12 protein-coding genes are annotated in these 14,976 nt (G+C 61.7%); 3 read left to right on the forward strand and 9 right to left on the reverse strand.

The window, feature by feature from the left end; all coding sequences use genetic code 11:
• Nucleotides 1-331: 331 nt before the first annotated feature.
• Nucleotides 332-1,387 carry a type VI secretion system-associated FHA domain protein TagH gene (gene tagH, locus NKI73_RS27060; protein WP_352810248.1) on the reverse strand — a complete coding sequence of 352 codons (1,056 nt, stop codon included), beginning with the start codon at nt 1,385-1,387 and terminating at the stop codon, nt 332-334.
• A gap of 363 nt (nt 1,388-1,750) precedes the next feature.
• Between tagH and NKI73_RS27070 the strand changes: the two genes are divergently transcribed.
• The 3 genes from NKI73_RS27070 to NKI73_RS27080 are packed head-to-tail and all read left to right on the forward strand — an operon-like array spanning nt 1,751 to nt 5,685.
• Nucleotides 1,751-4,078, forward strand: a complete 2,328-nt coding sequence (locus tag NKI73_RS27070) for a type VI secretion system Vgr family protein (protein ID WP_352634193.1) — start codon at nt 1,751-1,753, stop codon at nt 4,076-4,078.
• Between the two features lie 7 nt (nt 4,079-4,085).
• Entirely contained in the window at nt 4,086-4,511 is a 426-nt protein-coding gene (locus tag NKI73_RS27075; RefSeq protein WP_352634194.1) for a DUF6484 domain-containing protein, read from the forward strand.
• A 10-nt stretch (nt 4,512-4,521) separates the two neighbouring features.
• Complete coding sequence (locus NKI73_RS27080; protein ID WP_352634196.1) at nt 4,522-5,685, forward strand: hypothetical protein; 1,164 nt, start codon at nt 4,522-4,524, stop codon at nt 5,683-5,685.
• A 2-nt stretch (nt 5,686-5,687) separates the two neighbouring features.
• Here NKI73_RS27080 and NKI73_RS27085 read toward each other — a convergent pair whose 3' ends face one another.
• The 8 genes from NKI73_RS27085 to icmH are packed head-to-tail and all read right to left on the reverse strand — an operon-like array spanning nt 5,688 to nt 14,974.
• A complete protein-coding gene (locus tag NKI73_RS27085) occupies nt 5,688-6,716 on the reverse strand; it encodes a hypothetical protein (protein ID WP_352634198.1) in 1,029 nt (342 codons plus the stop codon).
• A gap of 8 nt (nt 6,717-6,724) precedes the next feature.
• Nucleotides 6,725-7,804, reverse strand: coding sequence for a DUF2169 family type VI secretion system accessory protein (locus tag NKI73_RS27090; protein ID WP_352634200.1), 1,080 nt, complete (start codon nt 7,802-7,804; stop codon nt 6,725-6,727).
• A 3-nt stretch (nt 7,805-7,807) separates the two neighbouring features.
• Complete coding sequence (locus NKI73_RS27095; protein WP_352634202.1) at nt 7,808-8,299, reverse strand: hypothetical protein; 492 nt, start codon at nt 8,297-8,299, stop codon at nt 7,808-7,810.
• A 1-nt stretch (nt 8,300) separates the two neighbouring features.
• A complete protein-coding gene (locus NKI73_RS27100) occupies nt 8,301-8,735 on the reverse strand; it encodes a hypothetical protein (protein WP_352634203.1) in 435 nt (144 codons plus the stop codon).
• Nucleotides 8,736-8,744: 9 nt separating this feature from the next.
• A complete protein-coding gene (locus NKI73_RS27105; RefSeq protein WP_352634205.1) occupies nt 8,745-9,590 on the reverse strand; it encodes a DUF4150 domain-containing protein in 846 nt (281 codons plus the stop codon).
• 2 nt (nt 9,591-9,592) lie between these two features.
• A complete protein-coding gene (gene tagF / locus NKI73_RS27110) occupies nt 9,593-10,117 on the reverse strand; it encodes a type VI secretion system-associated protein TagF (protein WP_352634207.1) in 525 nt (174 codons plus the stop codon).
• Nucleotides 10,114-13,650, reverse strand: a complete 3,537-nt coding sequence (tssM, locus tag NKI73_RS27115; RefSeq protein ID WP_352634209.1) for a type VI secretion system membrane subunit TssM — start codon at nt 13,648-13,650, stop codon at nt 10,114-10,116. Before tssM ends, tagF begins: the two co-directional genes overlap by 4 nt.
• A gap of 1 nt (nt 13,651) precedes the next feature.
• A complete protein-coding gene (gene icmH, locus NKI73_RS27120) occupies nt 13,652-14,974 on the reverse strand; it encodes a type IVB secretion system protein IcmH/DotU (protein ID WP_352634211.1) in 1,323 nt (440 codons plus the stop codon).
• Nucleotides 14,975-14,976: the final 2 nt, after the last annotated feature.

The following is a 14,976-nucleotide window of genomic DNA, read 5'->3' on the forward strand; positions in this document are numbered from 1 at the left end:
AAAGGAAAGGCAGCCCCGGCCGGCCGTGGCCGTGTTCGGAAGGTTGGCAAAAGAAATTCCAGGAAAAGTGTGAAACGGTTTTCCGGCCGAAATTGCGACAAAACAAAGAGATAGAGCGGTTCGCCGTTTCCGTGAAACGGTGAACCGCTCTAGAGAACGCTATCCCGCCGTAGCATGACATTTGCCGCAGACCCCCAGGTCAATGAGTCTTACCCGCTTGGCGAACTGTCGCATGCGATCGTAATCTCAGAAATTGTCGATTGGAACCGGATGCTGGGCTTCGGATAGACTTTTCTTCGCGACTGCCGTGCCACGCGTTTCCTGGGATCGCCTATTTTTGCTTGTCGGCTTTGGCGTAGGCCTCGCTGAAATAGGCCAGGAAGATGTCCAGCATGCCGTTTTCATGTGCCTCCTCCATGGTCCGCCATGTCGCGACATAGGCGTCCCAAGCCTGGCTCTTCTTGGATGTAAACGACGTAGGCGGGAGTTTCCTGCCGATCGCCTCGGGTGACAGATCGTCAAGCAGCCGGGAGAGCGCGGCTTGCATGGCGGCATAGGTAGCGAATTCGTGCGTCTTGAGATCGCGGAATGCATCTTCGATACTGCGCCTGGCATCAAGATAGCCGGCCCTGCGACGGGCGAACATGATTTCGAGGATGTCGTCGGTTCCTGGAACGAACTTCAGCGGATTGTTGTCGGCGGCGCTGATCATCGTTCGTTGCGTGCTCTTGGCCAGCATTTTCGCGGCCGCGCGTGCTTTCAGCAGCAACGTTAGTTCCTCGACCACCGCCCGCAGGACCGCGCCAATTTCGGCGGCAACTTCATGCGGGTCGCGCAATTGAAGCAATTCCGGCGAAATGCCGGCTCCGATCGCGATCTCCCGCAGCATCTCGTTTCCGATCAAGGGCAGGGGGGTGGGGGGCGACGAGAATGTCGGCGCTGGAATGTGTTGGCCGGACCGTTGCTGTGCAGGATCGAAGAAAGGCCCCTCGCCGAATTCCAGCGATCGGCTTGTCGCGACCGGCATGTCCCGCTGCGTCTGACCATGGCTGGGGTAGCCTGCCGTGGCGCGCTCCTCGTCGATCGACACCAAGACGACATAGCGACCGATCAGCATCCGGTCGCCATCGCCCAGCCGATGCGGGTTGGTCATGCGCTGGCTCGATCCATTGATAAAGGTGCCGTTGCGCGAGATATCGTGCAGCCAGAATGCGCCGGCCTCGTATCGAACCTCGCAGTGCCGGCCCGAGATGAACTTGTCGGGGTCCGACAAGCTCCAGTCACAACCATCGCGTCCGATTTCGAAGCCGCGATCACGCGCCGCGTAGCTGGTCGAGGCACCAGCGGGCAAGGCGTCGACATTGTTGATTTGCAGACTGATGTACATCCAAGATCGCCGTCGATCGTTGATCGATACTCCACCATTCTAGCAGCTTGCAGGTAAAACAGGACAGCAGCGTTTCAAGCCTATGAATCGGCTGGTTAATGCATGTCGCCCAAAGTGACCTCGGTTTTGGGAGAACGACATGCATGAAACAAAGATCCTAAGCGCAGCGCATGAATCCGATCAAACGCGACACGCTTTAGGTTTCTGTCGCCGCCTGTCCTCTTTGGCCGGCGGGAAAACATGTGGTAGGCTCAACATGGCCTGGCGTGGCGGATTTAAGAAGTTCCTGAACGTGATGTCGTTAGTATAGCGGGAACTTCAAATCCATCACATTGGCGGCCGCGTCCAGGAGGGGCTCGACCCATGCCAAATGAACGTGCCACCGTTGTGAAGACACCGGTTGGCTCCGAGCTGTTGACCTTCACGCATCTTGTCGGACGCGATGAGATCAGCCGTTGTTTTGCCTACACGGTCGGGTTCGTGAGCACCGATGCCGATATCGATCCGTTGAAGATGCTGGGCGGGCCGCTCTCGATCGAAGGTGAATCCGACCCGAAACGCTGGTTCAGCGGCATCGTCTCCGAGTTCCGGCTCACCCGGCTGGAAGATCGGCTGGCCTACTATGAGGCGGTCATCAGGCCGTGGCTCTGGTTTCTCGGCAACACCACCGATTGCCGTATTTTCCAGAACAAGAGCGTCGTCGATATCGTCAAGGACATCTTCAAGAAATACGGTATCGCGGAATTCGATCTGCGCTTGCAAGGGGCCTATCCCCCGCGCGAATATTGCGTGCAGTACGACGAAACCGATCTGGATTTCGTGCAGCGGCTGCTGGAGCATGAAGGCATCCTGTATTTCTTCGAGCATGATGACGGCAAGCACACGCTTGTCCTGGCCGATGCGATGAGTAAGCTGAAGCCTGCGCCGGGCTATGAGAAAGTGCTCTATAACTTTGAAGGTCAGGGTTCCCGGCGTGATGTCGAATACATCACCGAATGGATTCCAGGCAGTTCGGTGCGCCCAGGCGCCTATGCCCACACCGACTATGATTTCACGAAGCCGGGCGCCGACCTCATGGCCAAGTCGGCCCAGCCGTTCAGCCACAAGGAGGCTGCGGGCGAGAACTACCGCCAGCCCGGCGCACATCTCGAAACGGGCCGGGGCGACAGCCTGGCCGCGATCCGGCGCGAGGAAATTCAGGCTGTGCACCAGCGCATCGCCGCTGTCGGCACCGTGCGCGGCCTCTATTCGGGCTGCACGTTCAAGCTGGATAGCTTTCCGCGCGAGGATCAGAACCAGGAGTATCTGGTGGTCAGCGCCGAATACCGGCTGTTCGATCCGGGCTACAGAGCCCATGCCGACGTCGAGAGCGAGAACTTCAAGGTGATCCTCGGCCTGGCGCCGACCGCCTTGCCCTATCGTCCACCTCGGATCACGCCACGGCCGATCATGCGCGGCCCCCAGACGGCGACGGTGGTCGGTCCATCCGGCGAGGAAATATTCACCGACAAATACGCGCGGGTGAAGGTGCAGTTCCATTGGGACCGTCTGGGCAAGAAGGACCAGAACAGCTCCTGCTTCGTGCGGGTCTCGCAGACCTGGGCCGGCAGCGGCTGGGGTTTCATCCAGATCCCGCGCATCGGCCAGGAGGTGATCGTCGACTTCATTGAAGGCGACCCGGACCTGCCGATCATCACCGGCCGGGTCTACAACGCCTCGCAGATGCCGCCCTACGGCCTGCCGGGCAGCGCCACCCAATCGGGCTGGAAGTCGGACTCCTCCAAAGGCGGTGGCGGCTACAACGAGCTGATGTTCGAGGACAAGGCCGGCTCCGAACTGGTCAACTTCCAGGCGCAGAAGGACCACCACCTTCTGATCAAGCATGACCGCACCAAGCTGGTCCAGCACGACCAATCCGACCGCATCGACCACGACGCCAAGCACTCCGTCGGCCACAACCTGGACGAGGACGTCGGCAACAACAAGACGGTCAAGGTCGGCGTCGACCAGACGACGAACATAGGCTCGAACGACACCGAGACGGTGGGCGCCAATCGCTCGTTGACGGTCATGGCCAACGAGACCATCCATGTCGTGTCGAATTCGACGGAGAATATAGACGCCAATCATTCGCAGACGGTAGGGATTGTCCAGACTGTTACCGTGGGCGCCGCTCGCGTTGATTCCGTCGGTGCCGCCGAGACCCGCACAGTTGGCGGTCCGCAGACAAATACGATCGGCGCAACGCGCAGCGTGAGCGTCGGTTCGAGCCAGAGCCATAGCGTCGGGACGTCCGATAGTTGGGAGATCGGTGCCGCCCAAAATGTTCAGATAGGGGCGGATCAGAACATCAAGGTCGGCGCCGCCCAAAACTTTGAAATCGGCGCGGCCCGCAGCGGCAAGATCGGTGCTGATGACTCTACGGAAGTCGGTGGCGGACGAGCACTCAAAATCGCAAAGAAGAGCGAGGTAGACATCGGCGAAGATGGCGTCATCAACGTCGGCAAGAAGCTGCTGGTCAATGCCAAGGATGAGCTTTCACTTATCTGCGGAGACGCGTCAATCACCTTGAAGAAAGATGGCACCATCGCGATCGTCGGCAAGGACATCACAATCAAAGGCAGCGGCGACATCACGGTGAAGGCGTCGGGCGATGTCAAAGTCAAGGGAAGTAACATCCACAACAATTGAGGGGTTGATGATGAGGGTGATTGATCGCATTGACGGTGTCGTCATCGGACTGCTCATCGGCTTCGCTGACGGCGCGCCGCTGGTTGTGTTTGTCGGCAATCCTCGCCAGACCGCGATCCCAGCGCGCAGCCTTGCCGAACTGGACGCCGCCGCCGTCGGCTCGGAAGTGGCCTTGCTTTTCGAGGGCGGCGACCCCCAGCGGCCGCTCGTCGTCGGCCGCATTGTCGAACCTGTGCGCAAGAACAAGGATCCACAGATCATCCGGGACGGCAAACGGGTATCCATAACTGGCAATCAGCGCATAGAATTGCGCTGCGGCCTGGCGTCGATCATCCTGGAAAAGGATGGGCATATCACCATTCGCGGCACCCAGTTGACCAGCCAGGCGAGTGGGACCAACCGTATTCGCGGCGGGGCCGTGCATCTCAACTGAGGCATTGCCGATGCATCGCGTCGCGACGATCGCTGCCATAGTGGATCAGCACGCCGGAGATGCGGCTTTCCTCTGGCATCGCCGTTGTCGGGAAATCGACGGGCCAATCCTCGATGAGACGGACATCGGCCGCATCGACCAGCGTCTCGAAGCCAATCTCGAAGGGCTCATGGCTGCCGGCAAGGCCGGCTGGGAAGCGGCACAGGCGCATTTCGCCGATTATCCAGAACCTGGCGAGCTTTTCGTCCTCGGCGCGCTCTCGCTGCGTTGGGGCGACGCCGAGGCTGTGGCATCGGCGATCGAGGCCGTCGCCGGCCTGGGCGAGGTTGGCGTGTCAAGCCTGTCCGGCGCAATCGCGCGCGCACCGCGCGAAAATCTACGCCCGTTCGTAGCCGAATGGCTGGACACGCGCGACACGCTACTGCCTAGGCTCGGTCTCGCGGCGCTCTGGCATCATCGCGTTGATCCTGGCGCGCGCCTTGATGATCTGCTGGTCAACCGCGACGCCGGCGTACGCCGACGTGCGTATCGGCTCGCCGGCGGACTCAAACGGCGCGATCTTCTTCCGGCAGTCCTGGCTGGACTTGACGGCGACACGCCGAAGGAACGCCTGACGGCCGCCCTTGCGGCTTGCCTTCTTGGCGAAGCGCGCTCGGCTCACCCGGTACTCGACCGGATCGTTCTGGCAGAGCCGAGCCTCGCGCCCGCGGCGATCGAGATGCGCCTTCTGACGACGCCGCTGAAGACCGGCAGGGGCTGGTTGCAGGACCGCCTGAAGCAGCCTGCCTTGCGCGCCATCGCGACAGCGGCAATCAGCCTCTTTGGCGACCGGTCAGTCATGCCTTGGCTGATCGCCAAGATGCGTGAGCCAGAGCTTGTCTTCGCCGCCGGGCTGGCGCTGCGCGATCTTTTCGATGTGGATTTCAATGATACCGACCTGTTCACGATAGACCCGGCCGTGCTCGGCAAGGAATTTGAATCCCTGACGGACGGCCCGCTTCCGGTCGCGGATCGCGTGGCGGCATGGTGGGACGAGGCGCGCGGTGGGCGCAATCACGAGCCATTCCATTCGATGCGCAGGCTTCGGCTGGATGCGTTGCGCGCAGCACTCGCCGAGCCGGACGCGCCTCTGGCCGATTGGCGCAGGACGCGCCGCTTCCCGGCCTGGATGTGAGTTCAGCCGCGGTTCATCCGGGTCAGCACCGCGGCGGCGCGTAGTCCCCCTTCGGAGGCCACCTCACAGATGGCGGTCGGCCCCGGCGCATAGTCGTTCAAGAAGCTGTCGGCCGCGAGCACCAGAGCCAGCGCTCCGCCGGCAGCCCCGATATCGCCGACGGTCATTGCGTGATAGGCGGTAGGCAGAATCTCGCGGCGGGTACGGTAGAAACGAGGATGGGCGATCATCATTTCCCAGCCGCTGTAGCGTTCGCCATTGCCATTGCTGACGATGAAGTTGATGTCGGGTTCGGACCGACTTGAGCCGATCACCGCGTCGCGCAAGGCGCCAAGCATTGCCCGCCCCTGGCTAAAGCGATCCGATAGAACGCTGTCGCCTTCCTGCGCCGTGCCAACCCCAAGGATGGCAGCCTGTATGGCAGCCTTTCCCTTCGGCTCTAGTGTCAGTCGGACAAAAGTCGCGGCTTCGCCAGGCACCAAGCCTTGCGGGTTATCCGGACCCTTGAGGCGGCCAGTTTGGCTGAGACGGGAAAGATCGGCGTCGTTGATCAGACTGTCGACGCCGCCAAGCAGAACCTGTCCGACGTCTTGCCGTTCCAACAATTCCACAGCTTGATCGAGAAGACTTAAGGTGGCGGCCGCGCCGCCATCGATCGCACGTGAGGCGGAATGGAAGCGATTGCCGGTCGCCCCGATCATGGCCGCAAGAAAGCCGGAGACGGGAATGTCGGCATATGCTGGGTGATCGCGAAAACTCTCCGGAGGAGTAAGAAGGATGGCCGTCGCCTCTGAGCCGACCGTGCCGGTCCGTAGCGCCTCGCCTATGGCACGGGAGGCCATGTTTATCAGCCATGCTGCGTGAGTCTTTCGCAATTCATGATGCGCCGGTATGCGTGAAACCACCTGGCTCAAACCAAGATTGAAAAAGCCCTGGACTTCGACCGCGCTCAGATTTGCACGGATGGCGGCCAGGGTTTGGCGGGAATCGAGTCCAGCCGCCGTGACCGCACCGCATCCGGCGATATACAAGGGGCGCTTCATGCCGACCAGGCTTGGGGCTGCGGTGGCGCCCCTTTGCCAGGATGGACATAAGCCTTGCGCCTGCGCACAGCAAGAATGTAGCCGGGCGTCACATGACCGAAGGCGATCTGCAACAGCGGCTTGGCACTACGGCGTGTAACGATGGCAAGCCGTGCCTTGAGCGTCACCCTGGAAAGGTTGGGCTCGATCAGTACCGTATCTGGTCGAAAGACTCTCTCTTCCACCCGGTCTGCATATATGAGCTTGATCGGTGCCACGACCTTTGGAATACGAAAATCCCAGCGCCCGCTTGGCGTCATTCCAACGATCGCGACATTTTCTCCACCACTGATTTCGGGCAAATGCTGGTCCGACGGCGTACAAAGATTGTAGCGGACATCGTAATCCTTGGGCGGCAAGGGCCACTGCGAGGCGAGCCATGCTTCGTCATAGGTCCCCGCCAGAGGCAGACGGGGCAACCAGGAGCGGCCGAGCGGACCAAACCCCGCCGGCCGTGGCCGATCCGAAGGGCTTGTGAATGGTTCATCGGGATACGTGATGTTGGGGGCTTGCGTTCGGACCTCGGGATCGGCAGAGGCGGCATGTCGATAGCCCACTCCCAATGGATTGCGCCGGTCCATCGGACCGTTCGGAATTGTCCCGCCATAGGCACGCTCATAGACGATAGGCATGCTGTTGAATGGTCGGGGCTGGGAGTAACTGCCGGCATCATAAATCCGATCGCCAACGACATTAAGCACTTTTCGCAAACCGGCGAACATGAACCCGGCCTGCATCTCGCGGACCGGCTTTCCATTCGGCGCATGCGCGGTGCCAATAATGATAATTTCCGCCGCTGGCTTGACCGGAACGATATCGGCCTCATAGCGGGTTGAGGACGATGCCGGGTCTCCGAACCAGGTGTCGCAGAGCGCGACAGGAAGTTGTTCTTCAGCAGCAATAAGTTGGCCATTGTCCGACGGGGAAAAGCTTGCCGAGAAGATGGCGACGAGAACTTCTTGACCGTTCAGGTCGACCTGAACGTTCGTGGCGGCTTCAAAAGGTGTTCGGTTTTCGAGCCAAACGTTGAACGCCATTGGTCAGCACCAGTTTCCCTTCGCGTCGAGACCGATCGGCCAATAGGGCATACACGTGACGAGACAAACGAAATCGCTGCGCTCTGCTTCCACGAGCCATCCTAACAGGAGTACCTGAGGCGGCACCTTGTCGCCTTCGGCCAAGGACGCGTTTAGCGCCACGCACCGAAGCCAGAATTCACGGATCAGCGCAACGAACTGAGGATCGGATGCCGGGCCGGCAACACGGCGCAAAAAGGCCATCCGCACCGCGCTGTCCCGTTCCTGGCTGTTTTCACGCGCCTGTGCATCGATCAGGCCCGACCACCATTCTGCGGCAATTGGATAGACTATGCTCAGGCCCTCAAGATATTCGCTGAAGAGTTGCCGATGGTCTGAGCCTGCTTCGGCCAAAGGTTTGGCCGCGCCCTGCCGGAGCAGGGTGTCGACGTCGGTCGGCGAACAATAGAGCCTGGATAGGCCCTTCTCCACGTTGTGAATCGTTTCCAGGGCCATTTTAGACGATTTCTCCATCCTTCATTCCCATTGGAATGAACTGCATGGTTCGCATCACACGGTGGAGGTCTTGGTGCTCACTGGCAAGATCGTTGAGGAGAAGGTCAATCGGAGGCACGTTTTCACGCGACGCCGGTTCTGTATCGACTCCCCATTCTTCCACGACCGGTTTCTCTTCATATCGTCTGCCAGCTTCCTCCAATTCCAGATTGCGGGCCTCGGCAGCCAGGAAATATCTCCTGAAGATCTCGATCAGGCGTGGATGCCCCCCCATTCCCGACGGCCAACGCAGATCGAAGTCCACAACAAGCTTGTCGGGATAACTCTTTTCCGTGTTCTCCTTCAGGCTTTTCGTCCACCACTTTTTAATCCTCGGAATCTCTTTCTTCAGCTCGCTGATGTAGGAGGCTTGAATGGCTTGAAGCGTTTCGTCCATCGTCTTTCCTCACATCATCTTGGCCAGCGTTCGTGCATGTTCGGCAATTATGCCGTTCGTGTTACCGCCCTGCGAACAAGCGCATTTCCGGCAATGCGGTTTCACACATTCGGGCTTGGCGAAATGCTTCTTGAACCCGGAAGGGTCGGCGGGCGGCGGTTCAGGCAGATGACACGCGCCATTTTCCCATGCGGTCTTCATTGGCGGTTGGTGATCGGGCGTCATGGCCGCTTTGTCACGATTTGCGAACTTGCCGCGTCCGGCCGTCTTGTAGTCGTCCTCGGACGGCAGCCATTTCCCGCCGCATTCCCAGCAATCCTCGCCGTGAACTTCGTCATCCTGTTCGGAGGTGATATCGGGCGCATGCTCGGAGCGCTTGTAGGGCGGGCATTTCTTACCCTTGGCGTCCGCCGGGATAGCTGCGAGAAGCGAGACCAAAGCCGCGCCGTCGAGCCCATTGCAGGGGTCGCTCGCCTCGTTCTGACCCACCATATCGCCGTGGCGGCAAACCCCTTTGCCCTCCACCTTGACGGTGAAAGACCAAAGCATGAAAGCGGCCTTGCCCTTGATCTTGTGCGTGATCACACCTGCGCCAAGGCCGGGCGTCGCAGGCTCGTTGCCGGTGCTCATCGAGACTTCCGAGGCGTTCTCCAACGCGGTCGGGTTTCCATCCGCCTTGAACGATTTGCTTCCTTTGATCAGGTCGGATGCCGACATCATGTTGACATACGGAACCGGAACCGGTCCGGCGGGCGGCGGCGGCGGCGACAGGCAAACGTCACCGGGCGCTATACCCTTGCCACCGCTTCCCTTGTGGAACAGTCCCATTTTCTCGGCAAAGACGGTAATCGCCATGTCTAGAATATCTCCGTCTGCATCGGTGCCGCGCGCATTGCCGGCAACGCATTGGCCGCCAGGTCATGAATGTCTCGGAACCTGAATTCCTTCACTTCCCAGTCATCGCTCCAAAAGACCAAGTCGACCTCCAACGGACTCGCAACCGGCGCTGCTATAGCAGCCAGCTTTCCTTCGATGGCCGCCGCCAGCCACCCCTGGTCGATTGCGGCACGGGCGATTTCATGAATCTCGTCGAACCATGGGGCGGCCATGTCCGGTACCGGCCCTATCGCCACGATCGCGAACGGATATCTTCGCCCGACGCGATCCTCGCTCATGCGCCAGACGCCTGCGCAAGACTGTTCACAGAAAATCGCCGCGGGCACGGTGAAGCGCCATACTCGTGAATCGAGTTCCCCTTCATCAGGCCGCGCCAGCAATTCCATCGACATCCAGCGGTCCCAGCGGTCGATAAAGGTGCGCGGCAGGTTCCAGGCGACGAAATCTCCGGTCGCCGGGATCTTGCCGAAGAAGCCGGTTGTCATATCTGCGGCGGACATGAGAATTTCTTGAACATTTGCAGGTTGTAGGGGTTTTCGACGCTTGCCGCCTTGAGCTCGAAATCGGCCCACATTCCCTTCGTGCCCAGGCGTAGGCTGTAGACATCAGTCAGCGAAGTTCCTGCGAAACGGCCGCTACGCAGCATCCTCAGCCAGGCCCAGCTGCCGGTCTCGTTGAGGAGGATTTCGGGCGATCCGTCGATCGGCTGGAAGGCGAGTGAGATGACCCCGGTGCCGTCCTTGCCGGGCCAGGTCATCGGTTGCGGCCGCGTCGCGTTGTTGTAGTAGACGAGGCTCTGGCCATCGAGATTGAGCGTGACGCGCGTCACGTTGGGAGATAGATCCTTTGGTTCGAGCGTGAAGCTCATCACCGGTCCGGTCCCACCGGGAAACAGATCGTCGCGGATGTGCCTGGCCTGCTCGAACGCCGCCAGCGCCGAAGCATCGAGGCCGAAATCGGCGCGCCATTTCCATGGTTGGCTGGTCATGTCGACATAGTTGATCAGGTGGTCGTTAATGAAACCGTCGATCAGCCCGGCCGGTCCGAACAGGCGGGCGAAATCACGGACGTTGACGTCCACCGCACTATCGGGGCTGAAGGGGTAGCGGTCGGTCAGCGCCGCCTGGCAGAAGGGCAGGATGTCGGCGCGCCAGATGGCGTTCAGTTCCGAGGTGACCGCCTTTTGTGTCAACCCGCTGGTGTCGCCGGCGACACCGCCGAGCCAGTCGTCAATCGGATCGGGCAGGATCTGCGCTTGCCTGGCGACCGCCCCCGTCAGCTCGGCGAGGCCGCCCTGCTTCTTGATGGCGTCCTGGGGGTCGGGATTGGCCGTGACCGTCTGCAGCACGTTGGACAGCGCCGTCAGAGCCACCACTGCGGCGTCGAGTGCCGGGGGCTGGCCGTCGACCTCGGCGATTGCACCCTTGAGTGGCTTGAAGTGCTCGGCCACCAGATTGCCGGTAAGATCTACTTCGTCGGCTGAGCCCGCACGTGGAAGCAGCTTTGCTCCCGTTTTCACGATCTTGCCAAGCTTGCCGAGTTTGCCGAGCAGTTTCGAGCCGCCCTTGGCCGCAGCCTTGTCGTCGGCCGGCGCTTCATCGGACCGGGTAAGGTCGGTCTCCTGAACGACTGCGGTGAGCAGGCGTTTCAATGCTGAATCGGCGCTGGAGAGATCCTTCAGATTCTCACTGGCGACATTGAGATCGGTCAACGGCGCCAGCCTCATATCGCGCAGGAAGCTGTCCCACTGCGCGATATAGTCGTCGTAATAGAGCTTCAGGATGTCCTCCGACAGTGCCGATACGGAGGTTTCGGAGTTCTCGGAGCAGCCGCCAGCGAAGACTGCCCGATCCAGGGCCGCCTGAGCTGCCACATCCTCGACCCGGTCTAGAACGGCGTCATGGAAGCCGGCGTAGGTGAACGCCCCCGAAACGCCGACGCGAAGCGTCTTGGCGGAGCGACGCGCGAACACCTTGCCACCGTTGGGCCCGGCGAAATTCGCCGGGATCCACTCCTTGAGCCCGGCCACTGCCGGATCGGCCAGCAACTGCTTGTAGGCGCGTGCCGGCAACGAAATCGTGCACACGGTTTTCAGCGCTTCGGCAACCAGGGCCTGGTCGGGCGCGACATAGCTTTCGTCGACCGTCATCCGGCGGATGCCGGCAAGCTGATGCTCTTCGGCATCGGCGGTCGGAAATGGTGCCGCGGCGGCGAATTCGGGTAGGCTGTTCACCCACCAGTTCTGGGCGAAATCCGGGTCCATCTGCGACAGACCCGTCATCATGCGATAGGTCTTCAGTGCGCCCAGCATAAAATCCGGGTCGCGGATCTGCCGCCACATAGTTGCCTCGAGCAGTGCGACCATGCGTGGCTCGAGGATGTTGCGCAGCGCGTGGTCGTAGGTGTCGGTCTGTGCCCGCGTCAGTTCCGCCGAGGCCGATGGCCCCAGCAGGTCCTGGGCGGCGCCCGGCGGTGCCGTCCGGGCATTCGCAACCGCGTCCATCGCATCGAGCGCGCCGTCCATGGCGGGCTGCTCCACCGATGCCGGGGTTGCGGCGGCGGAGGTCAGCGGCATTTGCAGCGCTTCGAACTGGCCCGCCTGAGCCGAGATGGCATTGCGATTGTCGTAATAGGACCAGGTGAACACCGCACCGGCCAACAGGGCCGCTGCCGCACATCCAGCCGCCGCACCCCGCCAGATCCAGGCGCGGCGGCGTTGCGCCAGCGGGTCGAACGTACCGAGGCCCGCTTCTTTGAAGATGACTTCGGTGAGCAGGTTTTTCAGGAAGAAGCTGCGTTTCTCGACCCTTTGCGCGGGCAGGGCCCGCCGTGGGGGAAGGCCGAAGGAAGAAGACAGCGCCGCTGTCAGCCGGTCGATGGGCGCTCCTTCCTGCGTCGCCGATGTCAGATAGAGCCCGCGCAGCCAGGCGACCTCTTCATACCGGCTTTCGCCGAACATCGCCTCGATCAGCACCTGGATCGGTTCGGACAGGCTGGACAGCTGGGCGGGAAACCTGAAGATCTCGGCACGGGCGGCGAGTTTTTCCTCATCCTCCAGGCGCGGCACCAGCCGCCGCTCGAGTTCCGTCGCCAGCGTCGAAATTTCCCGTTCGACGGTCTTGGCATCGACACGGGCTTCCAGCGCGAAGGTCGTTCCCCACACCTGTTCGCGCGAGGCGGTGGACAGGCCGCCGAAGAAAGCCTCGAAACCCTTGATCAGATCGGCCTTGGTCAGCATCAGATAGACTGGAAGGCGGATTTGGAGCCGGTCGTTGAGTTCGGCCAACCGGCGGCGGATCTTGCGGCCGTGCGCCTTGATGGCTTCATCGCCCTCCGAAAGCACGTCGATCGAAAGCGCGACGATCACGCCGTTAAGCGCGCGGCGGCCCCGGTGCTTCTTCAAAAGGTCGAGGAAGCCCAGCCATTCCGCAGCGTCCACATCCGGCTGGCTCTCCTGCTGGACATAGCGGCCGGCGGTGTCGATCAGAACAGCGTGTTCGGAAAAGAACCAGTCGCAGTTGCGCGTGCCGCCGACCCCCTGCAGGTCGTCGGTGAGGTCGATCGGAAAGTTCAGTCCGGACTGCCGCAAGGCCGTGGTCTTGCCGGTGGCCGGCGGCCCGACGATCACATACCATGGCATTTCGCGTAGAAACTTTCGTCCGCCCAGCTTGCGGCGCTTCAGTTCGGCCATCACCTCGGCGAATTTGGCACCGACGGCCGCGACATTCTCTTCGCCGGGGCTGAGCGGCTTTTCCACCACGGGCGCGGCAATCTCGGCGACGAACATGCGGTTGGCGCGGATCGCCCGGCGCTGGGCGACGATCAGCCAGATCAGCCATAAGATGACCAGCAGCGCGATGATGACGATCCGCACGTTGTCAGAGGCGAACGGTTCGTAGGGACCGACCCTGACGATCGGACCGAACACCCAGATGACCAGGGAAAGCAGCGTGAGGCCGATCAGCGTCCACAGCCAGCGCGATGTCAGGACCGCCCAGAGGAAGCGCAGGATGAACATCTCACAACCTCTTTTCGACGAGCACCTCGACGCGGCGGTTCAACGCCCGCCCCTCGCGCGTGCTGTCGGTGGCCACTGGATCGGTGGCCGCGCGGCCCTCGGAATGGACGCGGTCCCGTGGCACTCCGTTCTGGACCAGCATATCGGCGATCGTCTGGGCGCGAGCCTCGGACAGCCGCTGGTTGGTCGACAGCGGATTGGTCTTTTGCAGGGGAACGCTGTCGGTATGACCGACCACGGTGATGTTTCCGATCAGCTCCTGATTGGCGAGGATCACCTTGGCGATCGACCCGATCAGGGGCTCGAAGCCTTCGGTCAGTTGCGGCCGCGACGACTGGAACAGTTCGGGGTTGGAGGCCTGGATGATCACCTTGGCCAGCGAAACGCTCTCGGTGCCGCTGAGGGCAGATTTGAGATCGGCGGGCGCCCCAGCCTGAAATTCCGGCAACAGCGCAAAATCCACCTTCTCTGGCGGCGGGGCATCGACCTTGGGCGACGTGCGGGTGATGTCGCCGCGCGCGGGTGGCGGCAGCGCGCGAACAAGTGCGGAAAGCTCGACCGCCTGGCCGCTCAGTCCCATCGAGAGCCCGACATGGATTGCCGTGGCGACAACCGCCGCGCCGAGCGCCATAACCCAGATCGGAACGATGAAGCGCTGCGGCTCGTCGGATGCGATCACGCCTTTCCAGTTTGGCGACAGTGGAGCGCCTTCGGCGTCGGCATCGCGCAGGAAGCGTGCCGCCGCTACGCGAACGGCATTGAGCGAGCGGTCGCCCGACCGGCCTGGTACGCGATATTTGCCGCGGAAGCCAAGCGCCATGCAGTCATACTGCAGCTCCAGCAATTCGCGATCCCGGTTCGGATGGCGCTCAAGTTCGTCGAGACGCGTGAAGAACTGCGTGCCGGCATCGACATCGCCCCGCAGCATGACCACGAGCGGCTGCCGCGGCCAAGCGCTGGCACCGCCCCATGGCGTGTTCAGAGCCAGGTCGTCGAGCAAGGCAGCCACGACCCAGGCCGCCTGGTCCGCCCGCTCCATTGAGGACCCTCCCGACATTGCCGTGTCGCGTGCCCGAACCAGTTCTTCGAGCAATCGCGTGCGCAAAGCTTCCGGATTGTCCGGCGGCAGCGCACTCTCAAGCTCGGGAGCGAATTCGAGCAGCGGCGCGAATGCGTTGACGAGTGCGTTCGGATGGGTGCGGGACCGTTTCACCACGGCGCCGGGCAAGAGCGGCGCCATCGGCCGCGGCATCGGCGCGCCGGTCAATCGAATGCGAGTGCGTTCGCGATCCTCCGACAGTCCGAACGGATCATCGCGGCTCATGA

The sequence above is a fragment of the Mesorhizobium sp. M0496 genome, from assembly GCF_040321205.1.
Lineage (GTDB): Bacteria > Pseudomonadota > Alphaproteobacteria > Rhizobiales > Rhizobiaceae > Mesorhizobium.